Here is a 23,394-nt window from a genome sequence, read left to right as displayed (position 1 = left end):
TATGACTACCTGCACCTCGCGCGCAGCATGGCTGAACCTGCTGCGTCGTCTTCATTTCTATATCGGACTGTTTATCGGACCGTTTATTTTTGTGGCGGCTCTGACCGGCACGCTATATGTCGCCAGTCCGCAGCTGGAAAGCTGGCTCTATCAGGATGCGCTTCGCGGTACCCTCAGTGGAGAAAAACAGCCGCTCAGCGCGCAAATTACCGTAGCAACAGAGGCTATTCAGGGAAACCTGCGCCTGCATGCGGTACGTCCGGGGATACTGGCTGGCGATACTACCCGAGTGATGTTTATTGACCCGAGCCTTGGCGAGTCGGAAACACGGGCAATTTTTGTCGATCCGGTGACTTTAAGGGTAAAAGGAGATCTGCCGGTTTACGGTACCAGCGGTATTTTGCCGCTGCGTCAGTGGATTGATTATGCCCACCGCTCATTGCTCCTGGGAAGTGTTGGTCGCCTGTACAGCGAGCTTGCTGCGTCCTGGATGTGGGTTGCCGCTCTCGGTGGGATCGCGCTGTGGTCGATGACCCGCCCGCGTCGTCGCATTAACAATAAGATGCAGAATAGCCGCCGCCTGCATGTGTCTCTCGGATGGGCATTGCTGGTCGGTATGCTCATCTTCTCTGCGACCGGTTTAACGTGGTCACAATGGGCCGGTGGTAACGTCGATAAGATGCGCGCCGCCTTTGGTTGGCTGACGCCACAGGTAAATACGCAGCTGCAAAGCGCCGTTCCGGCAGTTCACGATCCGCATGCGGAACATCATATGGGAAGCAGGATGATGGGCGAGGCGGCAGCATCGCCGCTGCGCGTAGAGGAGTTTGACAAGGTTCTGCTGGCCGCACGCGCGGCGGGGCTGGATGCCGGCAAGCTGGAGATTCGACCGCCGTCGGGTTCCGGGCGCGCGTGGACGGTAAATGAAATCGACAGAAGCTGGCCAACACAGGTTGATGCTGTCGCGATCGAGGGGTCAACGATGCGGATCGTGGACCGTACGCATTTTTCCGACTTTCCGCTCATGGCCAAGCTGACCCGCTGGGGTGTTGATTTCCATATGGGAATTTTGTTCGGCCTTGTTAATCAGCTATTGCTTATCGCGTTCGGAACCGCACTCTGCGTGATGATAGTAGTGGGATATCGCTTGTGGTGGATCCGCCGCCCGGCGCGCGCGGCGTTTAACCCGGCCAATACGTTGATACAGGCGTGGTTTGGATTAGCATGGCCCGCTCGTCTGCTGACTGCCGTCATTGCACTGTTGTTGGGGGTTGCGCTGCCGCTAATGGGGGGCAGCCTCGCGCTATGTCTCGCCGTTGATTATCTGCGCTGGCGTGCAGCAACGGCGATGTTAGAGGCTAAACCAGTCGAATAGGTTGTCTAAGGCGTGCTGATAACCACCGTGACGCGGCGGTTTTCAGCACGTCCTTTCGCGGTATCGTTACTGGCTATCGGATACTTTTTCCCAAGTCCGCGAGTGGTCAAATTGGCGCGTGGAATATTCGCCCCTTCGGCCCAGGCATCCGCAACGCTGTTGGCGCGCTTAAGCGATAACATTTCGTTGTAGCCGTCTTCGCCGTAATTATCAGTATGGCCTTCGAGACGGCTGTGGGTAATACCGGTGGTGGCCAGCCGTGAAGCCATTGTGCGGATTTGCTGCTTACTATCGGCACGCAGGTGGTAGTCATTTTTATCAAATAAGATGGTATCAGATATTCCTAATGACCAGTCGCCGTTGGTTTCAGTAAAGCCGTATGACTTCATTGCTGCAATTTGTTCTGCAGAGAATTTTCCTTGCGGGGCCTGGCAGCCGCTAAGAAAAATTGCGGCAAGTAAAGCAGGTGCAAAATATTTCCCAATCATGGTGATTCCTTTTATTTTTGCGTTTGCTGCAAGCGCTGGTGTTTCATCCGATACATATTTTGATCGGCAAGCTCTTGCAGATTTTCCGCGGAGGCATGTTCCCAGGTTAAAGCGTATCCAATACTCAATGACAGACTGGCGGTGTGGCCATTGTGGAGATTAAACGGCGGGATAAACTGTTCGGACAACGCACGGCACAGGGCCTGAACTTCGGCCTCTGAATGAACATCGCGTAGCAGAATGGCAAATTCATCGCCGCCGAGACGCCATGCCTGATGCTGTTTGCCGACAAAGGCCATCAGGCGGCTCGCGACTTCAATTAACACTTTATCGCCAGCTGCGTGGCCCCAGTTATCGTTAATAAGCTTGAAGTTATCGCCATCAAGAAATAACAGCGCGGAACTACTGTGGACGGTTTCGTCTTTCATCAGCTCATTAATGACATTACGGAAAGCCGCTCTGTTAGCCAGACCGGTCAACGGATCGTGCAATGAACTGCGCAGGAGCTGAGCATTTTTAGCCTGAAGCTGTCGCTGCCAGTCCTCCATTTCGCCCAACAGGCTATTAAAGTCCTGGGCAAAAAGGTGGAATTCTTCAATGCGCTCTTCGGGGACCCGGCGAGAAAAATGGCGATTTTCGCGAATGTCATGTACCACTTCGGTAATGCTCTGTAATGCAGCCACAATGCCGCGGTGCAGCGAGTGGGTCAGGAGCAAAGCGATGCAGGAAGCAAGAAAAATGCTGCCGGTGAGCACAATAATTGAGATGCCAAGAAAATAGCTTATCAGCCGGTCCAGCGCGGTCAGACGGAGTTCACCGATGATTTTCCCCTGGTGCCAGATAGGTTGTACCGTGGGTTCAGGAAATAACCATTTGCTGATAATGTCGCTGATTTTATCCTGCCTGACCAGACGTTCGTTATGCCATGAGGCGAAGGGTTTTTGTCGGCCATCGACCAGAATGGCTTTGGAGAATTGCCCCTGTCTTCCCAGCGTGGCCAGCGTATCTTCAGCCGCTGCGCTATCGCCGAAAACAAGCGTGGCTTCCAGGCTGCGACCCATGGTAGCGGCGGTAAGCTCCAGGTTTTTTTGTGCGTACTGCTTAAGTGTGAATATGGAAGCGGCGCAGAGTAACAGCCAGACCAGTGTCATAGAGATCACCACGCTTATCATGCTGATACGGCGCAGCGCTCTTTTAAATGTGGGGCGCCGGGCCTGAGAAAAATCCTTATTCATGTGATGTTTTCCGGGCAAGCATCAGCACCTCGGGATTAACCCGAACGCCGCTGTGCGTCAGTACATCCAGATTTACGGAAAATCTGACTCTCTCATTGTTTATAAGCAGGCAAAAAGCGCTGCCAATAGAGCAATCGGTGTTTTGTTCCGCAATAAGTAATAGGGGCCGGTTTCCATATTTGGCCGTAAATTCAGACTGTTGGATCGGTGATTCACTGCCAAAATAAAAACCATCGCAGGTCGTCTGTAAGGCTTCTTCTGTATTACGAACAATCACGGGTTTGTAAGGCAATATTTCCGGTGCCTCTTCGGCCAGGCTATGGATATAACGTGATGTCGAAAAAATACATAGCCTTGGAGGACCTGATAATTGCGGCCAGCGTGTATAAGTCACGATCCCCGAAACGATCGTCCGAACATTTTCAGACGGCCCGGAGGCAACAGCAGAGATACCCACGAGTGATAGTACTAAAGTCAAAAAGAGACGGTGAAGAACAGTCATTACGGTTCCGTCAGGTTGTCATAGCGTGGGGGATGCAGATTGCTGAAACCCGGGCGAAGAATAGCATTATTGATGAAAAGCGTCATTAGCCAGCCTCGCCGCTTTAAGATAATTCTCACCAGGATTTTTCGTAAAAGAATGGCTTTCAAAAGGGGAGTCATGGGCGTTAAATCGCTTTGTGTAAACAATAATGTACAATAAAAATGGAATGTAGCGCGATTTAATTTCTTGGTGTAAAGTAAAATTTACGTAATATGGATTGAAATCTTTACTTTGTGTGGTATCGTTACGTCATCCTCGCTGAGGCAATAACTATCGCAAACGAGCTATACAGGATCGCAATCATGCAAAAAGACGCGCTGAACAACGTACATATTACTGATGAACAGGTTTTGATCACTCCGGATCAGTTGAAAACTGAATTCCCTTTGAGCGTTGAGCAGGAAGCGCAGATCGCGCACTCTCGACAGACTATCTCTGACATCATCGCCGGTCGCGATCCGCGCTTGCTGGTGGTGTGTGGTCCTTGCTCGATTCACGATCCTGAAACCGCCATTGAGTACGCTCGTCGTTTTAAAGCTCTTGCCGCAGAGGTCAGCGATAGCCTCTATCTGGTCATGCGCGTCTATTTTGAAAAACCCCGTACCACAGTTGGTTGGAAAGGGCTGATTAACGATCCGCATATGGATGGTTCGTTTGATGTGGAAGGCGGCCTGAAGATTGCGCGTCGTCTGCTGGTTGAACTGGTCAATATGGGGCTGCCGTTGGCGACGGAAGCGTTGGATCCAAACAGTCCTCAGTACCTCGGCGATCTGTTTAGCTGGTCCGCTATCGGCGCGCGTACGACGGAATCCCAGACTCACCGCGAAATGGCTTCAGGCCTGTCGATGCCGGTTGGGTTTAAAAACGGCACCGACGGTAGCCTTGCCACCGCCATTAACGCGATGCGCGCCGCCGCAATGCCGCACCGTTTCGTCGGCATCAACCAGGCCGGGCAGGTGTGCCTGCTGCAAACGCAGGGCAATCCGAACGGTCACGTCATTCTGCGTGGTGGAAAAGCGCCAAACTACGGCCCGGAAGATGTTGCGAAGTGCGAAAAAGAGATGACTCAGGCGGGACTGAAACCTTCTCTGATGGTAGATTGCAGCCATGGGAATTCTAATAAAGACTACCGCCGTCAGCCCGCGGTTGCGGAATCCGTGGTCGCGCAGATCAAAGATGGTAACCGTTCCATTATTGGTCTGATGATTGAGAGCAATATCCACGAAGGTAATCAATCCTCTGAGCAGCCGCGTTGCGATATGAAATACGGCGTCTCGGTGACCGATGCCTGCATTAGTTGGGAAACCACCGATGCGCTGCTCCGCGAACTTGATAAGGATCTGCGAGGCCATCTGGCGGCTCGTCTGGCGTAAGAGGATGATATGGTTGCTGAACTGACCGCGTTACGCGATCAAATTGATGAAGTCGATAAAGCGCTGCTGGAGCTGCTGGCTAAGCGCCTGGAGCTGGTAGCGCAAGTCGGAGAGGTTAAAAGCCAATATGGCCTGCCGATTTACGTCCCTGAGCGCGAGTCGGCGATGCTGGCCTCCCGCCGTGAGGAGGCAGCTGCGCTTGGGGTTCCGCCGGATCTTATCGAAGATGTCTTGCGTCGCGTCATGCGTGAGTCTTATTCCAGCGAAAACGATAAAGGTTTTAAAACGCTTTATCCGAACCTGCGTCCGGTCGTTATTGTCGGCGGCGGCGGGCAAATGGGGCGTCTGTTTGAGAAAATGCTGACGCTTTCCGGATATCAGGTTCGTATTCTGGAGAAAGACGACTGGTCGCGGGCGGACGAGATTGTCGCCGATGCCGGCATGGTTATCGTCAGCGTGCCGATTCATATCACGGCGGCGACGATTGCTCAGTTGCCTCCGCTGCCGGCGGACTGCATCCTGGTCGATTTGGCTTCGGTGAAAGCGGAACCGCTGCAGGCGATGCTGGCTGCGCATACAGGTCCGGTATTGGGTCTGCATCCTATGTTTGGTCCTGATAGCGGCAGTCTGGCGAAGCAGGTAGTGGTGTACTGCGATGGCCGCCAGCCTGAGGCGTATCAGTGGTTCCTGGAGCAAATTCAGGTCTGGGGCGCTCGGCTGCATCGCATCAGCGCCATCGAACACGATCAGAACATGGCCTTTATTCAGGCGTTGCGCCACTTTGCTACCTTCGCTTATGGTCTGCATCTGGCCGAAGAGAACGTGCGTCTTGAGCAACTTTTAGCGCTCTCGTCGCCAATTTATCGTCTGGAGCTGGCGATGGTTGGTCGACTGTTTGCCCAGGATCCGCAGCTCTACGCTGACATTATTATGTCCTCGGAAAATAACCTGGCGCTGATTAAGCGATACTACCAGCGTTTCGGTGAAGCTATCGGCCTGCTGGAGCAGGGAGATAAACAGGCGTTCATCGATAGCTTCCGTAAGGTTGAACACTGGTTCGGTGACTATGCCCAGCGCTTCCAGAGCGAAAGCCGAACGTTGCTGCGCCAGGCGAATGATAATCGGCAGTAAGGCGTAAAACACGTATACAATAAAGCCAGAGGGGTGACCCGCTGGCTTTTTTTATAGGGATGAAAACGATGGCTGAACCACAACCGCTGTTTGATTACACCGGGCATTTACCGGAATGTCCGACCTGGAGCGAAGCCGAACAGGCATTGTACTGGGCCGATATTATGGAATGCGAAATTCATCGCTACGACGTGCAGACGGGTGAACATCAGGTTCTGCAATTTCCCGAGGAGCCCGGCTGTTTTGCTCTGCGCGAAAAGGGCGGTTTTATCGTCGCTTTACGCAGCGGTATCTGGCTCACTGATGCGCATGGTCTTCTACAGCGAAAAGTCTGCGATAACCCCAGCAATCCGCAATTAGCGCGCTTTAATGATGGTGGAACCGATCGCGACGGCCGCTTTTATGCCGGGACTTTCTGGGGACCGGGAGATTTTAACGGCGCGCTCTTAGTGCGCATCGATAACGATCTCTCCCCGCAGGTTATCCAGTGCGATATTCACGGCGCTAACGGTCTGGCGTTTAGCGAAGACAAGCGTTGGATGTATACCTCGGATACGCCAAATGCCGTTATCTATCGAACACCTCTCGATGAGCGGGGCGAGGCGGGTAAACGCGAGGTCTTCCTGCGCTTTCAGCCGGGAGAGGGGATTCCAGACGGCGCGGCCATCGATGCCGAAGGTTGCTACTGGAGCGCGATGTTTGACGGCTGGCGTATTGCGCGCTTCTCGCCGACGGGCGAGCAGCTGGAGGAGCATCGTCTACCGGTGCGTTGCCCGACGATGGTCTGTTTTGGCGGAGCGGATATGAAGACGCTCTACATTACCACCACGCGGGAGAATATGGATGCTGAGGAAGTGGCGAAATATCCGCTTTCTGGCGCCATCTTCACCCTGCCTGTTAGCGTGGCAGGGATGAAGAAATTGCCGTTTATAGAGCGTTAAACCGGCTCGACCGGTACCACGTTTTCGCTGGCATAACAGCCCAGCACCTTCATTGAACGTGTTATCTCGGCCAGCTCTTTTAAAGCTTTACGCATGGGCAGTGATTCCAGGTTGGCCTGGATATCCAGATAAAACATCTCTTCCCACGGATTACCGTGAATGGGACGCGACTCCAGCTTGGTCATAATCAGGTTATGGTTTCGCAGTACCAGCAGTGCTTCTACCAGGGCCCCGGCTTGCTGGCCGGTGGCCATCAACAGCGTGGTTTTCGCGGGGACCTGATCGGAGACTTCCACCGCTTTACGCGCCAGAACCAGGAAGCGGGTGATATTTTGCGTTTGGTTAGCCTGACAATGTTCCAGTACCTGCAAACCGTGCAGCGCCCCGCCTGCTTCGCTGCCCAGCGCGGCAACGGTCGGCGATTTAGCCTGAGCGACTTTTTCCATCGCTGAGGAGGTGCTATCGGTATATTCAATATTCCAGTGCGGATAGCGGCTGAGGTACTGGCTGCACTGCTGGAACGGCTGTGGATGGCTGTAGACCGTCGTAATCTGTTGCGCGTCGGTGGATGTTGAGACCAGCACGCAGTGATCGATAGGCAGAGTCAGCTCGCCGACGATAGATAAGCTGGTGTGCTGCAGAAGATCGTAAACATCATTGATGCCGCCGGAGCTTGTATTTTCAATGGGGACGACGGCATAGTCGGCCTGGCCCGTCTCCACTTGCTCAAAGATATCGGCGAATTTCGCACAGCCGCTTTCGATAAACTGTTCAAAGTGGCGGGCGGCATACTGGCGGGCCGCAAGATGCGAATATGAACCTTTCGGTCCGAGAAACGCCACGCGCGCGGAGTGCGGATTGATTTTATTGAGGTGCTGCTGCAGTAGCGTTTGTTGGGTAAGGACCGAGTCTTCAATGATCAGCTGGAACAGGCGCGTGATGTAGTGGGCATCGAGATGATGTTTTTTCCCCAACGTCATCAAGCGTTCCAGTAAGTCCCGCTCGCGGTCGATATCCCGCACCGGACGGTGCGAGGCCAGCTTGGCTTTTCCTACCTCTACGGCCAGGCCGCGGCGCTCTGCCAGCAGCGCCAGCAGCTTCTCATCCAGAGCGCTGATCTTATCGCGTAGCGCCAGTAATGGGTTTTCCTCGGTCATATGTGTTGCCTTTCTTGTTATTGATTATCAATAAAAAAGGCCTCCCGTTTGGGAGGCCTTGTTGTTCGTCTTCGCATTCTTTATCACACGACGAATTGCCTCCCATTCAGGGGAAGGTAAAAAAGAATGCGAAGAAGAACGGGATCAGTTTCACGATGAATTCCTTGAGTTAGTGGGGATTACAGTACCTGTACTGTTTTCACTCTGTCAATAAAAAACGCGCCCGGAGGCGCGTGGCATGACACAAGCTTAAGTTAAGGATTACTCTTCTTCTTCCACAAAGCCTGCCTCTTTCACCGATGTCGCGGCGCGGCGGGCTTCCCCTTTGTGTTGCACTTTATTGAGCTGCCGTTCCAGCTTGTTGATCAATTCGTTGATTGCGGCATACATGTCTTCGTGCCGCGCGCTGGCAACCAGGTGTCCGTTTGGCGTATTGATGGTGGCGTCAGCGACAAAACCCTGCGGCTCCTTAGAGAGGATGATGTGCGGGTTAATTAAGTGGGTTTGCCATTTATCCAGTTTGGCGAGACGGTCTGCGACGTGCTGGCGGATTGCCGGAGTAATTTCCATTTGTTTACTGGTAATGTTCATTGTCATAAATTTTACCTCTTGTCTTTCCCGTCTTGGTGAACTCAGCATACCTCGCCCAATGTCAAAATGCGTGATTTAAATCACATTTTATTGTCACTTTTTGTCAACAAATCTGTTTTGTGAGACAGGACAGGAACAGGTGAGATTTTGCTTGTGGAAAGGAAGAAAGGGAGCCATATTTGATGAGTTAACTCGGCGCTAAACCGCTTCAGCTAAGCAATTTAACGAATAAAAAAACGGCAGCCATCTGGCTGCCGTTTTGCTTATCTAAGGGCTATCAGGTGTTCTTGCTATTGGCTGCAATGATTTTCGCAACTTTGTCAGCCTGCGCGTTCATCTGCATCTGACGGTAGGCGTTTTCCATCTTCGGCAGCGCATCGCGGGTGGCCTGCGTATCCGGATAGTTACGCAGCATGCCGTCTACGCGGTTAACTACCGCAACCCATGCGCCACGATCGGTGTAGTAATCCACAACCGACAGCTCGTACTTCGCCAGACGATCCTTCAGGAACACCATACGTTTATAGGCGTCAGTAGAGTACTGGCTGTTGGGATAGCCACGAACCAGTTTGGAGAAGTCGTTAAAGGCATCGCGCGCGTGTTGTGGGTCGCGGTCAGAACGGTCGACGCCGAAGAAGCCCTGCAGCGCACTGTCATCCAACGCCATATTTGTCAGACCACGCATATAAATAACGTAATCAATGTTAGGATGAGTCGGGTTCAGGCGCACAAAGCGATCGATGGCGGCCTGAGCCAGCGGTAGATCGGCGTTTTTGTAGTACGCATAAATCAGGTCCAACTGTACCTGTTGGGAATAAGGTCCAAAGGGATAACGGTTATCCAACGCTTCCAGTTGCGTTATTGCCTGTTTCCAGTTACCGTCCTGCAGCTTTTGCTGAGCGGTCGCGTAGATCTCATTCGGCGGATTATCGGGCACCTCCTCCTTTGAGCCAGAGCAACCCACCAAAGCCAGGCTCAGTGTGGCTGCTGCCACCAGGTATTTCATGCGCGTCATGACGTTTTGACTTCCTCAAAATGTTTATGCGGGAGAATCTCTGTTCCTGCTCCCGATTAAGACCAGCTACAATAGCACACTATATTAAACGGCAAAGCCGTAAAACCCAACGTTAAAACGAAGAAGCTGTATATGGCACAACGAGTACAACTCAACGCAACGGTGTCCGAAAATCAACTCGGACAACGCTTAGATCAGGCTTTGGCCGAATTGTTCCCGGATTATTCGCGTTCGCGCATAAAAGAATGGATCCTTGACCAGAGAGTGCTGGTAAACGGCTGCGTCAGCGACAAGCCGAAAGAAAAAGTGCTGGGGGGAGAGACGATTGCTATCGATGTTGAAATCGAAGAAGAAGTCCGTTTCCAACCGCAGGATATTCCGCTCAATATCGTTTATGAAGATGATGACATCCTCGTAATTAATAAACCGCGCGATTTAGTTGTGCACCCCGGCGCGGGCAACCCTGACGGTACTGTGCTGAATGCGCTGTTGCACTACTATCCCGCCATTGCTGACGTGCCGCGGGCGGGGATCGTGCACCGTCTTGATAAAGACACCACTGGTTTAATGGTGGTAGCAAAGACTATCCCGGCGCAAACCCGACTGGTGGAATCCCTGCAGCTGCGTGAAATTACCCGTGAATATGAAGCGGTAGCGATTGGTCATATGACGGCTGGCGGAACGGTTGAAGAACCGATTAGCCGTCACCCGACCAAGCGTACGCATATGGCGGTACATCCCATGGGGAAACCGGCGGTGACGCACTATCGGATCATGGAGCATTTTCGCATTCATACTCGTTTGCGTTTGCGCCTCGAGACCGGTCGTACGCACCAGATTCGCGTGCACATGGCGCACATCACCCATCCGCTGGTGGGCGATCAGGTTTATGGAGGGCGCCCACGTCCGCCTAAAGGTGCGTCGGAAGAGTTCATCACTGCTCTGCGTAAGTTCGACCGCCAGGCTCTTCATGCCACGATGCTGCGCTTATACCATCCGATCAGCGGTATTGAAATGGAATGGCATGCGCCAATTCCGCAGGATATGGTTGATTTGATCGATGCCATGCGCGCTGATTTTGAAACTCATAAAGACGATATCGACTGGTTATGACTAAAGTGATTGTACCGCAATGGCCGATGCCGGAAGGCGTTGCTGCCTGTAGTTCCACGCGCGTTGGCGGGGTAAGTTTATCGCCATACGATTCACTTAACCTCGGCGCTCATTGCGGAGACAATCTGCAGCACGTAGAAGAGAACCGTCGGCGCATGTTTGCCGCTGGCGGTCTGCCGTCATACCCGGTGTGGCTGGAACAGGTTCACGGTACGGCAGTGTTAAAACTCGACGGCGGGCCGTACGAGTCAAAGCGTGCGGATGCGTCATACTGTAATGTGCCGGGTACGGTATGCGCGGTGATGACCGCTGATTGCCTGCCGGTGCTTTTTTGTAACCGCGCGGGTACGGAGGTTGCGGCTGCTCATGCCGGCTGGCGAGGTCTTTGCGAAGGCGTGCTGGAAGAAACCGTTGCCTGTTTTGCCGATAGTCCGGAAAATATTATGGCCTGGCTTGGCCCCGCTATCGGGCCGGACGCGTTTGAGGTTGGCCCGGAGGTGCGTGAGGCCTTTATGGCAAAAGATACCCAGGCGGAGCGCGCATTTCGCCCTGCGGGTGAGAAGTATTTTGCTGATATCTATCAGCTTGCCCGTCAGCGTCTGTCGAGCGTTGGCGTTGAGCAGATTTTTGGCGGAGACCGCTGTACCCTCAGCGAAAAAGATGATTTTTTCTCTTATCGTCGCGACAAGACGACGGGTCGTATGGCAAGTTTCATCTGGCTGATATAACCTGCCGAACTAAGACGATCCAGAAGGCAAACTTATTTTTGCATAGTTCAGGTCTTTAACCTTGAATAATTGAGGGATGACCTCATTTAATCTCCAGTAGCAAATTTGACCTGTTATGGGAGGAGTTATGCGTCTGGATCGTCTTACCAATAAATTCCAGCTTGCTCTTGCCGATGCCCAGTCTCTTGCGCTTGGGCACGACAACCAATTCATCGAACCTCTTCATCTAATGAGCGCCTTGCTGAATCAGGAAGGGGGATCGGTACGTCCTTTATTAACTTCGGCTGGCATCAACGCCGGAGAGTTACGCACCAATATTGAACAGGCGTTGAGCCGATTGCCGCAGGTGGAAGGTACCGGTGGCGATGTTCAACCTTCTCAGGATTTAGTGCGTATCCTTAACCTTTGCGACAAGCTGGCGCAAAAGAGAAAGGACAACTTTATTTCGTCAGAACTGTTCGTTCTGGCTGCGCTTGAATCACGCGGCACTCTGACCGACCTTTTAAAATCCGCCGGAGCCACAACCGCTAACGTGAGTCAGGCGATTGAACAAATGCGCGGAGGTGAAAGCGTGAACGATCAGGGAGCCGAAGACCAACGTCAGGCTTTGAAAAAATTTACCGTCGATCTGACCGAACGTGCCGAGCAGGGCAAGCTTGACCCGGTAATTGGCCGTGATGAAGAAATTCGTCGAACGATTCAGGTTCTGCAGCGTCGTACCAAAAATAACCCGGTGCTGATTGGTGAACCCGGCGTAGGTAAAACGGCCATTGTTGAAGGGCTGGCGCAGCGGATCGTCAACGGTGAAGTACCGGAAGGGTTGAAGGGGCGTCGAGTCCTGGCGCTTGATATGGGCGCGCTGGTGGCGGGTGCCAAGTATCGCGGTGAGTTTGAAGAACGTTTAAAAGGCGTGCTAAACGATCTCGCCAAGCAGGAAGGCAACGTCATCCTCTTTATCGATGAGCTGCACACGATGGTGGGCGCAGGTAAAGCAGACGGTGCTATGGACGCCGGGAATATGCTGAAACCGGCGCTGGCGCGTGGTGAGCTGCACTGCGTGGGCGCCACGACACTGGATGAGTATCGCCAGTACATTGAGAAAGACGCCGCGCTGGAGCGTCGTTTCCAGAAAGTGTTCGTTGCGGAACCGACAGTTGAAGATACCATTGCGATTTTGCGTGGTCTGAAAGAGCGTTATGAACTGCACCACCACGTGCAGATCACTGACCCGGCGATTGTAGCGGCGGCTACGCTGTCTCACCGTTATATCGCCGACCGACAGCTGCCGGATAAAGCTATCGACTTGATCGATGAAGCTGCGTCCAGCATCCGCATGCAGATTGACTCAAAACCGGAAGAGCTGGACAGACTCGATCGACGCATCATTCAACTCAAGCTGGAACAGCAGGCGTTGAAGAAAGAGTCTGACGAAGCCAGCATTAAGCGGTTGGATATGCTGAATGAGGAACTGGCGGATAAAGAACGTCAATATTCAGTCTTAGAAGAAGAGTGGAAGGCTGAAAAAGCGTCGCTCTCTGGTACCCAGACGATTAAGGCCGAGCTGGAACAGGCTAAAATCGCGATTGAGCAGGCGCGTCGCGTCGGCGATCTGGCGCGGATGTCCGAGCTGCAGTACGGTAAGATCCCGGAACTGGAAAAGCAGCTGGCGGCGGCAACGCAGTCTGAAGGCAAGACCATGCGTCTGCTGCGTAATAAAGTCACGGATGCGGAAATCGCGGAAGTGCTGGCTCGTTGGACGGGGATTCCGGTTGCGAGAATGCTCGAAGGCGAACGTGAGAAGCTGCTGCGTATGGAGCAGGAGCTGCATAGCCGCGTTATTGGTCAGAACGAAGCGGTTGAAGCGGTATCGAACGCGATCCGCCGTAGTCGTGCCGGGTTATCCGACCCTAACCGTCCGATTGGCTCGTTCCTGTTCCTTGGCCCTACCGGGGTAGGTAAGACAGAACTCTGTAAAGCGCTGGCTAACTTTATGTTTGATAGCGACGATGCGATGGTACGTATCGACATGTCAGAGTTTATGGAGAAACATTCCGTTTCACGTCTGGTTGGGGCACCTCCGGGATACGTCGGTTATGAAGAAGGCGGTTATCTCACTGAGGCGGTCCGCCGTCGCCCTTATTCCGTCATCCTGCTGGATGAAGTGGAAAAAGCGCATCCGGATGTCTTTAACATTCTGCTGCAGGTACTGGACGATGGACGTTTAACTGACGGGCAGGGGAGAACGGTCGACTTCCGCAATACGGTGGTCATCATGACCTCCAACCTCGGTTCGGATCTCATTCAGGAACGTTTTGGTGCCCTGGATTATAGTCACATGAAAGATCTGGTGCTGGGCGTGGTTAGTCAAAGCTTCCGCCCGGAATTTATCAACCGTATTGATGAAGTGGTTGTCTTCCACCCGTTAGGTGAAAAACATATTGCTTCTATTGCGCAGATTCAGCTGCAGCGGTTGTATAAACGACTGGAGGAGCGCGGCTACGAAGTCCACCTCTCTGATGAGGCGCTGAAGCTGCTTAGCGAAAACGGCTACGATCCGGTTTATGGCGCACGTCCTCTAAAACGTGCTATCCAGCAGCAGATCGAAAACCCGCTGGCACAGCAGATTCTTTCCGGTGAGCTGATTCCGGGTAAAGAAGTACGGCTGGTCGTGAAAAATGACCGGATAGTGGCAGTGCAGTAAATCACAAAACAGCAAAAACGGGCCAACTCGGCTCGTTTTTGTTTAAAAACCAGGCAATAATTTAATCTCAGTCGATGTTTTGGCTGAAAATTGAGCGGGTGAGATTTTTTTTTAAAATTCCCCTTGCCACTTCAGAATTACTCCCTATAATGCGCCTCCACTGACACGGAACAACGGCACGCAAGCCGCCGGGTCAGCGGGATTCAGTGATGAATACCGGCAGAGAAAAGCGAAATTAAACGCTTGACTCTGAATGAGGAAAACGTATTATACGGGACCTCGCAACGGTGAGCGAAAGCCGCGTTGCACTGCTCTTTAACAATTTATCAGACAATCTGTGTGGGCACTCAAAGTGACATGGATTCTTAACGTCGCAAGACGAAAAATGAATACCAAGTCTCTGAGTGAACACGTAATTCATTACGAAGTTTAATTCACGAGCATCAAACTTAAATTGAAGAGTTTGATCATGGCTCAGATTGAACGCTGGCGGCAGGCCTAACACATGCAAGTCGAACGGTAGCACAGAGAGCTTGCTCTCGGGTGACGAGTGGCGGACGGGTGAGTAATGTCTGGGAAACTGCCTGATGGAGGGGGATAACTACTGGAAACGGTAGCTAATACCGCATAACGTCGCAAGACCAAAGAGGGGGACCTTCGGGCCTCTTGCCATCAGATGTGCCCAGATGGGATTAGCTAGTAGGTGGGGTAACGGCTCACCTAGGCGACGATCCCTAGCTGGTCTGAGAGGATGACCAGCCACACTGGAACTGAGACACGGTCCAGACTCCTACGGGAGGCAGCAGTGGGGAATATTGCACAATGGGCGCAAGCCTGATGCAGCCATGCCGCGTGTATGAAGAAGGCCTTCGGGTTGTAAAGTACTTTCAGCGGGGAGGAAGGCGATAAGGTTAATAACCTTGTCGATTGACGTTACCCGCAGAAGAAGCACCGGCTAACTCCGTGCCAGCAGCCGCGGTAATACGGAGGGTGCAAGCGTTAATCGGAATTACTGGGCGTAAAGCGCACGCAGGCGGTCTGTCAAGTCGGATGTGAAATCCCCGGGCTCAACCTGGGAACTGCATTCGAAACTGGCAGGCTGGAGTCTTGTAGAGGGGGGTAGAATTCCAGGTGTAGCGGTGAAATGCGTAGAGATCTGGAGGAATACCGGTGGCGAAGGCGGCCCCCTGGACAAAGACTGACGCTCAGGTGCGAAAGCGTGGGGAGCAAACAGGATTAGATACCCTGGTAGTCCACGCTGTAAACGATGTCGACTTGGAGGTTGTTCCCTTGAGGAGTGGCTTCCGGAGCTAACGCGTTAAGTCGACCGCCTGGGGAGTACGGCCGCAAGGTTAAAACTCAAATGAATTGACGGGGGCCCGCACAAGCGGTGGAGCATGTGGTTTAATTCGATGCAACGCGAAGAACCTTACCTACTCTTGACATCCAGAGAACTTAGCAGAGATGCTTTGGTGCCTTCGGGAACTCTGAGACAGGTGCTGCATGGCTGTCGTCAGCTCGTGTTGTGAAATGTTGGGTTAAGTCCCGCAACGAGCGCAACCCTTATCCTTTGTTGCCAGCGATTCGGTCGGGAACTCAAAGGAGACTGCCAGTGATAAACTGGAGGAAGGTGGGGATGACGTCAAGTCATCATGGCCCTTACGAGTAGGGCTACACACGTGCTACAATGGCATATACAAAGAGAAGCGACCTCGCGAGAGCAAGCGGACCTCATAAAGTATGTCGTAGTCCGGATTGGAGTCTGCAACTCGACTCCATGAAGTCGGAATCGCTAGTAATCGTGGATCAGAATGCCACGGTGAATACGTTCCCGGGCCTTGTACACACCGCCCGTCACACCATGGGAGTGGGTTGCAAAAGAAGTAGGTAGCTTAACCTTCGGGAGGGCGCTTACCACTTTGTGATTCATGACTGGGGTGAAGTCGTAACAAGGTAACCGTAGGGGAACCTGCGGTTGGATCACCTCCTTACCTTAAAGAACCTGCCTTTGTAGTGCTCACACAGATTGTCTGATAGATGTAAAGAAGCAAGACGGCTGCGAAGTCGCGACACCTCGTGTCCCCTTCGTCTAGCGGTTAGGACTCCGCCCTTTCACGGCGGCAACAGGGGTTCGAATCCCCTAGGGGACGCCACTTGCTGGCTGTGAGTGAAAGGCACAACCAACCGATATCTCAAAACTCATCTTCGGGTGACGTTTGAGATATTTGCTCTTTAAAAATCTGGATCAAGCTGAAAATTGAAACGACACACATGTTAGGTGTGTTCGAGTCTCTCAAATTTTCGCGACACGATGATGTTTTACGAAACATCTTCGGGTTGTGAGGTTAAGCGACTAAGCGTACACGGTGGATGCCCTGGCAGTCAGAGGCGATGAAGGACGTGCTAATCTGCGAAAAGCGTCGGTAAGGTGATATGAACCGTTACAGCCGGCGATGTCCGAATGGGGAAACCCAGTGCAATTCGTTGCACTATCGTTTGATGAATACATAGTCAAACGAGGCGAACCGGGGGAACTGAAACATCTAAGTACCCCGAGGAAAAGAAATCAACCGAGATTCCCCCAGTAGCGGCGAGCGAACGGGGAGCAGCCCGGAGTCTGAATCAGCTTGTGTGTTAGTGGAAGCGTCTGGAAAGTCGCAGGGTACAGGGTGATACTCCCGTACACTAAAACGCACAGGCTGTGAACTCGAAGAGTAGGGCGGGACACGTGGTATCCTGTCTGAATATGGGGGGACCATCCTCCAAGGCTAAATACTCCTGACTGACCGATAGTGAACCAGTACCGTGAGGGAAAGGCGAAAAGAACCCCGGCGAGGGGAGTGAAAAAGAACCTGAAACCGTGTACGTACAAGCAGTAGGAGCCCACTTGTTGGGTGACTGCGTACCTTTTGTATAATGGGTCAGCGACTTATATTCTGTAGCAAGGTTAACCGTATAGGGGAGCCGCAGGGAAACCGAGTCTTAACTGGGCGTTAAGTTGCAGGGTATAGACCCGAAACCCGGTGATCTAGCCATGGGCAGGTTGAAGGTTGGGTAACACTAACTGGAGGACCGAACCGACTAATGTTGAAAAATTAGCGGATGACTTGTGGCTGGGGGTGAAAGGCCAATCAAACCGGGAGATAGCTGGTTCTCCCCGAAAGCTATTTAGGTAGCGCCTCGTGAACTCATCTTCGGGGGTAGAGCACTGTTTCGGCTAGGGGGTCATCCCGACTTACCAACCCGATGCAAACTACGAATACCGAAGAATGTTATCACGGGAGACACACGGCGGGTGCTAACGTCCGTCGTGAAGAGGGAAACAACCCAGACCGCCAGCTAAGGTCCCAAAGTCATGGTTAAGTGGGAAACGATGTGGGAAGGCCCAGACAGCCAGGATGTTGGCTTAGAAGCAGCCATCATTTAAAGAAAGCGTAATAGCTCACTGGTCGAGTCGGCCTGCGCGGAAGATGTAACGGGGCTAAACCATGCACCGAAGCTGCGGCAGCGACACTATGTGTTGTTGGGTAGGGGAGCGTTCTGTAAGCCGTTGAAGGTGGCCTGTGAGGGTTGCTGGAGGTATCAGAAGTGCGAATGCTGACATAAGTAACGATAATGCGCGTGAAAAACCCGCACGCCGGAAGACCAAGGGTTCCTGTCCAACGTTAATCGGGGCAGGGTGAGTCGACCCCTAAGGCGAGGCCGAAAGGCGTAGTCGATGGGAAACAGGTTAATATTCCTGTACTTGGTGTTACTGCGAAGGGGGGACGGAGAAGGCTATGTTGGCCGGGCGACGGTTGTCCCGGTTTAAGCATGTAGGCGGATGTTCCAGGTAAATCCGGAACGTTATTAACGCTGAGGTGTGATGACGAGGCACTACGGTGCTGAAGTGACAAATGCCCTGCTTCCAGGAAAAGCCTCTAAGCATCAGGTAACATCAAATCGTACCCCAAACCGACACAGGTGGTCAGGTAGAGAATACCAAGGCGCTTGAGAGAACTCGGGTGAAGGAACTAGGCAAAATGGTGCCGTAACTTCGGGAGAAGGCACGCTGATACGTAGGTGAAGTGGTTTACCCATGGAGCTGAAATCAGTCGAAGATACCAGCTGGCTGCAACTGTTTATTAAAAACACAGCACTGTGCAAACACGAAAGTGGACGTATACGGTGTGACGCCTGCCCGGTGCCGGAAGGTTAATTGATGGGGTTATCCGTAAGGAGAAGCTCTTGATCGAAGCCCCGGTAAACGGCGGCCGTAACTATAACGGTCCTAAGGTAGCGAAATTCCTTGTCGGGTAAGTTCCGACCTGCACGAATGGCGTAATGATGGCCAGGCTGTCTCCACCCGAGACTCAGTGAAATTGAACTCGCTGTGAAGATGCAGTGTACCCGCGGCAAGACGGAAAGACCCCGTGAACCTTTACTATAGCTTGACACTGAACACTGGTCCTTGATGTGTAGGATAGGTGGGAGGCTTTGAAGCGTGGACGCCAGTCTGCGTGGAGCCATCCTTGAAATACCACCCTTTAATGGCTGGTGTTCTAACGTGGGCCCCTAATCGGGGTTGCGGACAGTGTCTGGTGGGTAGTTTGACTGGGGCGGTCTCCTCCTAAAGAGTAACGGAGGAGCACGAAGGTCAGCTAATCCTGGTCGGACATCAGGAGGTTAGTGCAATGGCATAAGCTGGCTTGACTGCGAGCGTGACGGCGCGAGCAGGTGCGAAAGCAGGTCATAGTGATCCGGTGGTTCTGAATGGAAGGGCCATCGCTCAACGGATAAAAGGTACTCCGGGGATAACAGGCTGATACCGCCCAAGAGTTCATATCGACGGCGGTGTTTGGCACCTCGATGTCGGCTCATCACATCCTGGGGCTGAAGTAGGTCCCAAGGGTATGGCTGTTCGCCATTTAAAGTGGTACGCGAGCTGGGTTTAGAACGTCGTGAGACAGTTCGGTCCCTATCTGCCGTGGGCGCTGGAGAATTGAGGGGGGCTGCTCCTAGTACGAGAGGACCGGAGTGGACGCATCACTGGTGTTCGGGTTGTCATGCCAATGGCATTGCCCGGTAGCTAAATGCGGAAGAGATAAGTGCTGAAAGCATCTAAGTACGAAACTTGCCCCGAGATGAGTTCTCCCTGACCCTTTAAGGGTCCTGAAGGAACGTTGAAGACGACGACGTTGATAGGCCGGGTGTGTAAGCGCAGCGATGCGTTGAGCTAACCGGTACTAATGAACCGTGAGGCTTAACCTTACAACGCCGAAGATGTTTTGGCGGATTTGAGAAGACAACAATTTCAGCATTGATTACAGATTTTCGGGAACGAAAGATTTTACGCTGAGGCAAGGCGGCAAATGAAGTAAAGGAAGGAGCATACTGAGGTATGTGACTGACTTTACGAATGCAGCCAACGCAGCATCGGTGTAAAAGATTCGTTTCTGACAACAGAATTTGCCTGGCGGCGATAGCGCGGTGGTCCCACCTGACCCCATGCCGAACTCAGAAGTGAAACGCCGTAGCGCCGATGGTAGTGTGGGGTCTCCCCATGTGAGAGTAGGGAACTGCCAGGCATCAAACACGTGAAGAGCCCATCCTGACGGATGGGCTTTTTGCGTTTCAGATAAGCAAAATCGTTCTGTCCAGCCATGCATTCCCCTCCTTCCTTGTAATATAAAAGCCTGTTCAGATGCACTTACCCTCATATTTCACTTCATCCCAGCCTGTCCGTCCACGTTAATCTTGAATAGCCACAGTAAGAAATAAAATGTGATATTTATCACATATAAAATGATAACAACTATATAACATTTGGTTCACTAATTAATTTGTCTGAGTGAGTTGGGTCATCCAACACAGCAGATTGCAGTCTTTGCTGGAGCAGAATTACAATGACAGAAAGCAGTATTAGCGAACGTGAATCCCAGGATCACGGTGATACCCGGCGCCGTATATGGGCAATCGTAGGGGCATCGTCAGGGAATTTAGTTGAATGGTTTGATTTCTACGTCTATTCATTTTGCTCACTCTACTTTGCGCACATCTTCTTTCCTTCAGGTAATACCACAACTCAATTATTACAAACTGCTGGGGTATTTGCTGCTGGTTTTCTGATGCGTCCGATCGGAGGCTGGATATTCGGGCGCATTGCTGACCGCCGCGGACGTAAAACCTCTATGCTTATCTCCGTATGCATGATGTGTTTTGGTTCACTGGTGATTGCCTGCCTGCCGGGTTATGCAACGATAGGTACCTGGGCTCCGGCTCTGCTATTGCTGGCTCGTTTATTTCAGGGTCTGTCCGTTGGCGGAGAATACGGTACCAGCGCGACCTATATGAGCGAAGTTGCGGTAGAAGGTAAAAAAGGTTTCTATGCCTCATTTCAGTACGTCACGCTGATTGGCGGCCAACTTCTGGCTGTACTTGTTGTTGTTGCGTTACAACAGATCCTCAGCGATGAGGAGCTGCATGCCTGGGGATGGCGGATCCCCTTCGCTCTCGGCGCAGTATTAGCCATCGTTGCCCTGTGGCTGCGTCGGCAGTTGGATGAAACTTCAAAACAGGAAACTCGCGCATTAAAAGAAGCGGGATCGTTTAAAGGATTATGGCGTAACCGCAAAGCATTCATTATGGTGTTGGGGTTTACGGCCGCCGGCTCATTAAGCTTTTATACCTTTACAACCTATATGCAGAAATATCTGGTCAACACCGCTGGCATGACGGCGGGTACCGCCAGCATGATTATGACCGCGGCTTTATTTGTTTATATGCTGGTTCAGCCACTTTTTGGCGCGCTCTCGGATAAGATTGGCCGCCGGACCTCAATGCTCTGTTTTGGCGTACTTGTTACCGTTTTTACTGTTCCAATTCTCAATGCATTACAGAACGTGAGTTCGCCGTATGCGGCATTTGCTTTAGTGATATGTGCCCTGCTGATAGTGAGCTTTTATACCTCAATTAGCGGAATTCTGAAGGCTGAAATGTTTCCGGCACAGGTACGCGCCCTGGGGGTTGGGCTATCTTATGCGGTGGCGAATGCGCTATTTGGCGGCTCGGCTGAGTACGTCGCGCTGTCGTTAAAATCGGCAGGAATTGAGCACGCTTTTTACTGGTACGTGACCGTAATGGGAGCAATCGCATTCCTGGTGTCCCTAACGCTACATCGTAAAGGTAAGGGTCTACGTTTGTAGGCTTACTGATGTGCCAGCTGCCATACCGCATAGCCGGTAGTGGCACCTGCCACATCCCATGCGAAGTCCTTCCAGCTCCAGCCGCTCCCGGACGGGCGGCTGTCCCATAGCTCCTTCGATGCCCCTAAACTCACGGAAAACATAAAGCCAATGGCGGCACTACGGTCGCGGCTATAGCCCTGATGCTGGGCGTATTCGTTGCCTGCGGCAGAGAGCATGGCTGAAGCGAGGAAGTGTTGGGCTTTATCCTGGCCACTCCATGCATCATTAGCCATATGGCTGCAGCCGGTCAGTAATAATAGTGGGGCGATAAGCATGATGATGCGCATACTAATTCCAGAAAAAAGCCCCGCTGAGCGGGGCGGGAATTCAGAGAATACGGCTGATAAGGCGATCGATTCGAATACGTCGCAGGCGCCTGATCAGTTTGCGTACTTTTATCGGGTAATCGGCAATACTCTGTAGATCGCGATAGTGCTGAACGATCGTAGTATGTTTGCGGATGAGATTGAGCTCTTTTTCGCGCATTGCGCCAAGCTGATGTTTCGGGTCGTGGATAAGAATCGCGTTCTCCAAATCCAGTCGCCATGCGCGCGGGTTCAGGTTATTGCCGGTCAGCAGCATCCATTCGTCATCAACCCACATGCCTTTCAGGTGGTAGCTGTTATCGTCATCCTTCCATAAACGGACAATTAGCTGATCGGTGTTGACATAATACTGCAGCCGGCTCAGAAAACGCCGCAGATTGATTTCATAAAGGTAGGGCAGCGCGCCGATAATTTTAAACGGCTGATCTTCCGGAATATAGAAATCATTAGCGGTTTTATCACCAACGATAATTTCAACTTTCTTCCCGCTGCGTAGCAGCTGAATGATATTACGGACCAGCAGAGCGGGCAGGTTGAAATAAGGGGTGCAGATAGTCAGCTTATGCTCAGCGCAGGGCATCAGATGGAAAATGGTTTTATTCAGCAGGCTGGTCTTCCCCAGACCAACTAAAGGGGTAACCGACAGCTGCTCTTCATCAGCATTGCCGAGAAAATGATAGCCGCTATCGCGGAGCTCCTGGCGATACTGACGGATGTCATTTTTAATTTCCGGACTTTTTGGCCGATCGGCCCTGTCAAGGCGGTTAACTCCACGCCCTTGCACCAGGTTATTCTCAACCCAGTCGAACATCACATCGGCCATTTTACCGTTGCGAATGCACTGGTAGCGGTCATAACGATATTTATCGTGCTGATGCAGGTAAACGTCATTCAGACTGGCGCCGCTGTAGAGCACGCTGTCATCAATGATAAAGCCTTTGAAATGGAGAACGCCGAGCGCTTCCCGGGTATTGACCGGAACGCCATAAACCGGGATGTCGACACCGGGGTTTTCCTGAGCCATGCGGCAGTACCAGTCGGCATTGGTGTTTGACGCCGCGGCGCCAATACGTCCGCGCTGGGCGCGATGCCAGTCGACCAGCACCTGCACATCTAATTCTGGACGCTGACGCTTAGCGTCGTATAGCGCCTGCAAAATTCCTTTGCCGCCATCATCCTGTTCCAGATAAAGCGCAATGATGCAAATACGCTGGGTGGCTTGAGCTATCCTGGCCAGTAACGCTTGCCGAAAATCTGCCGGCGCGTAAAAGAACTCGATATCATCAACTGACTGAGAAAGCTTAGGGAGTTGGGCAAGGTGTTGTTGATGTTTATTGCGTTTAAATTTTGACAACATCACAGTGCGTTTCTTCTCTGTTTATTGAAGGGTCTTCTGTACCATGCAGACGACGTAAGCGGGCAATAATACCATTACTGCCCGTTAAAGTAG

At 52.3% G+C, this 23,394-nt stretch carries 17 protein-coding genes, 1 tRNA gene, 3 rRNA genes and 1 other annotated feature; of the genes, 12 read left to right on the top strand and 9 right to left on the bottom strand.

Annotation, left to right across the window (positions count from 1 at the left end; genetic code table 11):
• Position 1 precedes the first annotated feature (1 nt).
• Positions 2-1,375 (top strand): PepSY-associated TM helix domain-containing protein, encoded by a 1,374-nt coding sequence (locus tag IYV58_RS20745; RefSeq protein ID WP_123828924.1) that lies wholly within the window; start codon positions 2-4, stop codon positions 1,373-1,375.
• Between the two features lie 5 nt (positions 1,376-1,380).
• Here the strand turns inward: IYV58_RS20745 and IYV58_RS20740 are convergent, their stop codons facing one another.
• From IYV58_RS20740 to IYV58_RS20730, 3 genes are read right to left on the bottom strand one after another with little or no spacing between them, the layout of a single operon-like run.
• A complete protein-coding gene (locus IYV58_RS20740) occupies positions 1,381-1,863 on the bottom strand; it encodes an OmpA family protein (protein WP_004136929.1) in 483 nt (160 codons plus the stop codon).
• Positions 1,864-1,874: 11 nt separating this feature from the next.
• Positions 1,875-3,098, bottom strand: a complete 1,224-nt coding sequence (dgcN, locus tag IYV58_RS20735) for a diguanylate cyclase DgcN/YfiN (RefSeq protein WP_195729227.1) — start codon at positions 3,096-3,098, stop codon at positions 1,875-1,877.
• Positions 3,091-3,600 carry a regulatory sequestration protein YfiR gene (locus IYV58_RS20730; RefSeq protein WP_049250678.1) on the bottom strand — a complete coding sequence of 170 codons (510 nt, stop codon included), beginning with the start codon at positions 3,598-3,600 and terminating at the stop codon, positions 3,091-3,093. Before IYV58_RS20730 ends, dgcN begins: the two co-directional genes overlap by 8 nt.
• Positions 3,601-3,944: 344 nt before the next feature.
• Between IYV58_RS20730 and aroF the strand changes: the two genes are divergently transcribed.
• The 3 genes from aroF (at position 3,945) to IYV58_RS20715 (ending at position 7,087) form a co-directional block, all read left to right on the top strand.
• Entirely contained in the window at positions 3,945-5,015 is a 1,071-nt protein-coding gene (gene aroF / locus IYV58_RS20725) for a 3-deoxy-7-phosphoheptulonate synthase AroF (RefSeq protein WP_004123753.1), read from the top strand.
• A gap of 9 nt (positions 5,016-5,024) precedes the next feature.
• Positions 5,025-6,146: a bifunctional chorismate mutase/prephenate dehydrogenase gene (gene tyrA, locus IYV58_RS20720; RefSeq protein WP_004123751.1), complete on the top strand. Its 1,122-nt coding sequence runs from the start codon at positions 5,025-5,027 to the stop codon at positions 6,144-6,146.
• A gap of 68 nt (positions 6,147-6,214) precedes the next feature.
• Positions 6,215-7,087, top strand: a complete 873-nt coding sequence (locus IYV58_RS20715; protein ID WP_087829091.1) for an SMP-30/gluconolactonase/LRE family protein — start codon at positions 6,215-6,217, stop codon at positions 7,085-7,087.
• Here IYV58_RS20715 and pheA read toward each other — a convergent pair.
• The 4 genes from pheA to bamD all read right to left on the bottom strand — a co-directional run bounded on the left by pheA (position 7,084) and on the right by bamD (position 9,850).
• Positions 7,084-8,244 (bottom strand): bifunctional chorismate mutase/prephenate dehydratase, encoded by a 1,161-nt coding sequence (gene pheA, locus IYV58_RS20710; protein ID WP_004123744.1) that lies wholly within the window; start codon positions 8,242-8,244, stop codon positions 7,084-7,086. The genes IYV58_RS20715 and pheA overlap by 4 nt on opposite strands.
• 30 nt (positions 8,245-8,274) lie before the next feature.
• Positions 8,275-8,399, bottom strand: a sequence feature (Phe leader region).
• The gene (pheL, locus tag IYV58_RS20705; protein WP_101706155.1) at positions 8,351-8,398 is read right to left on the bottom strand and encodes a pheA operon leader peptide PheL; all 48 of its coding nucleotides are present in this window, start codon (positions 8,396-8,398) and stop codon (positions 8,351-8,353) included. Its footprint overlaps the feature before it by 48 nt.
• 106 nt (positions 8,400-8,505) lie before the next feature.
• Positions 8,506-8,841, bottom strand: coding sequence for a ribosome-associated translation inhibitor RaiA (raiA, locus tag IYV58_RS20700; RefSeq protein ID WP_004104616.1), 336 nt, complete (start codon positions 8,839-8,841; stop codon positions 8,506-8,508).
• Positions 8,842-9,112: 271 nt separating this feature from the next.
• A complete protein-coding gene (gene bamD, locus IYV58_RS20695; protein ID WP_004123741.1) occupies positions 9,113-9,850 on the bottom strand; it encodes an outer membrane protein assembly factor BamD in 738 nt (245 codons plus the stop codon).
• 132 nt (positions 9,851-9,982) lie between these two features.
• Between bamD and rluD the strand changes: the two genes are divergently transcribed.
• The 8 genes from rluD (at position 9,983) to IYV58_RS20655 (ending at position 21,576) form a co-directional block, all read left to right on the top strand.
• On the top strand, positions 9,983-10,963 hold the full coding sequence (rluD, locus tag IYV58_RS20690; RefSeq protein WP_004123738.1) for a 23S rRNA pseudouridine(1911/1915/1917) synthase RluD: 981 nt from the start codon (positions 9,983-9,985) through the stop codon (positions 10,961-10,963).
• Positions 10,960-11,691 (top strand): purine nucleoside phosphorylase YfiH, encoded by a 732-nt coding sequence (gene yfiH, locus IYV58_RS20685; RefSeq protein WP_004123735.1) that lies wholly within the window; start codon positions 10,960-10,962, stop codon positions 11,689-11,691. Before rluD ends, yfiH begins: the two co-directional genes overlap by 4 nt.
• 127 nt (positions 11,692-11,818) lie before the next feature.
• Entirely contained in the window at positions 11,819-14,392 is a 2,574-nt protein-coding gene (gene clpB, locus IYV58_RS20680) for an ATP-dependent chaperone ClpB (RefSeq protein WP_049115413.1), read from the top strand.
• A gap of 451 nt (positions 14,393-14,843) precedes the next feature.
• Positions 14,844-16,383: ribosomal RNA gene (locus IYV58_RS20675) — 16S ribosomal RNA — on the top strand.
• 87 nt (positions 16,384-16,470) lie between these two features.
• Positions 16,471-16,545 (top strand) — tRNA-Glu (locus tag IYV58_RS20670).
• Positions 16,546-16,735: 190 nt separating this feature from the next.
• Positions 16,736-19,642 (top strand): 23S ribosomal RNA (locus IYV58_RS20665).
• 201 nt (positions 19,643-19,843) lie between these two features.
• Positions 19,844-19,959: ribosomal RNA gene (gene rrf, locus IYV58_RS20660) — 5S ribosomal RNA — on the top strand.
• Together the 16S, 23S and 5S rRNA genes with 1 tRNA gene alongside form the textbook arrangement of a ribosomal RNA operon.
• Positions 19,960-20,277: 318 nt before the next feature.
• Positions 20,278-21,576 carry an MFS transporter gene (locus IYV58_RS20655; RefSeq protein WP_004123728.1) on the top strand — a complete coding sequence of 433 codons (1,299 nt, stop codon included), beginning with the start codon at positions 20,278-20,280 and terminating at the stop codon, positions 21,574-21,576.
• Between the two features lie 2 nt (positions 21,577-21,578).
• Here IYV58_RS20655 and IYV58_RS20650 read toward each other — a convergent pair whose 3' ends face one another.
• Both IYV58_RS20650 and pssA read right to left on the bottom strand, forming a co-directional pair.
• Positions 21,579-21,905, bottom strand: coding sequence for a YfiM family lipoprotein (locus IYV58_RS20650; RefSeq protein WP_004123726.1), 327 nt, complete (start codon positions 21,903-21,905; stop codon positions 21,579-21,581).
• 40 nt (positions 21,906-21,945) lie between these two features.
• Positions 21,946-23,301 (bottom strand): CDP-diacylglycerol--serine O-phosphatidyltransferase, encoded by a 1,356-nt coding sequence (pssA, locus tag IYV58_RS20645; protein WP_004123725.1) that lies wholly within the window; start codon positions 23,299-23,301, stop codon positions 21,946-21,948.
• Positions 23,302-23,394 lie beyond the last annotated feature (93 nt).

Origin of the sequence: Klebsiella sp. BDA134-6, from assembly GCF_015601345.1 — a bacterium.
GTDB classification, from domain to species: Bacteria; Pseudomonadota; Gammaproteobacteria; order Enterobacterales; family Enterobacteriaceae; genus Klebsiella; species Klebsiella grimontii.
The sequence above is the reverse complement of the archived record's forward strand: the minus strand, read 5'-3'. Positions and strand labels throughout refer to the sequence as shown.

What these genes read in the sequence shown, in the direction of transcription:
- IYV58_RS20745 (WP_123828924.1), top strand. Translation starts at nt 2, where the DNA reads ATGACTACCTGCACCTCGCGCGCAGCATGGCTGAACCTGCTGCGTCGT.
- IYV58_RS20740 (WP_004136929.1), bottom strand. Translation starts at nt 1,863, where the DNA reads ATGATTGGGAAATATTTTGCACCTGCTTTACTTGCCGCAATTTTTCTT.
- dgcN (WP_195729227.1), bottom strand. Translation starts at nt 3,098, where the DNA reads ATGAATAAGGATTTTTCTCAGGCCCGGCGCCCCACATTTAAAAGAGCG.
- IYV58_RS20730 (WP_049250678.1), bottom strand. Translation starts at nt 3,600, where the DNA reads ATGACTGTTCTTCACCGTCTCTTTTTGACTTTAGTACTATCACTCGTG.
- aroF (WP_004123753.1), top strand. Translation starts at nt 3,945, where the DNA reads ATGCAAAAAGACGCGCTGAACAACGTACATATTACTGATGAACAGGTT.
- tyrA (WP_004123751.1), top strand. Translation starts at nt 5,025, where the DNA reads ATGGTTGCTGAACTGACCGCGTTACGCGATCAAATTGATGAAGTCGAT.
- IYV58_RS20715 (WP_087829091.1), top strand. Translation starts at nt 6,215, where the DNA reads ATGGCTGAACCACAACCGCTGTTTGATTACACCGGGCATTTACCGGAA.
- pheA (WP_004123744.1), bottom strand. Translation starts at nt 8,244, where the DNA reads ATGACCGAGGAAAACCCATTACTGGCGCTACGCGATAAGATCAGCGCT.
- raiA (WP_004104616.1), bottom strand. Translation starts at nt 8,841, where the DNA reads ATGACAATGAACATTACCAGTAAACAAATGGAAATTACTCCGGCAATC.
- bamD (WP_004123741.1), bottom strand. Translation starts at nt 9,850, where the DNA reads ATGACGCGCATGAAATACCTGGTGGCAGCAGCCACACTGAGCCTGGCT.
- rluD (WP_004123738.1), top strand. Translation starts at nt 9,983, where the DNA reads ATGGCACAACGAGTACAACTCAACGCAACGGTGTCCGAAAATCAACTC.
- yfiH (WP_004123735.1), top strand. Translation starts at nt 10,960, where the DNA reads ATGACTAAAGTGATTGTACCGCAATGGCCGATGCCGGAAGGCGTTGCT.
- clpB (WP_049115413.1), top strand. Translation starts at nt 11,819, where the DNA reads ATGCGTCTGGATCGTCTTACCAATAAATTCCAGCTTGCTCTTGCCGAT.
- IYV58_RS20655 (WP_004123728.1), top strand. Translation starts at nt 20,278, where the DNA reads ATGACAGAAAGCAGTATTAGCGAACGTGAATCCCAGGATCACGGTGAT.
- IYV58_RS20650 (WP_004123726.1), bottom strand. Translation starts at nt 21,905, where the DNA reads ATGCGCATCATCATGCTTATCGCCCCACTATTATTACTGACCGGCTGC.
- pssA (WP_004123725.1), bottom strand. Translation starts at nt 23,301, where the DNA reads ATGTTGTCAAAATTTAAACGCAATAAACATCAACAACACCTTGCCCAA.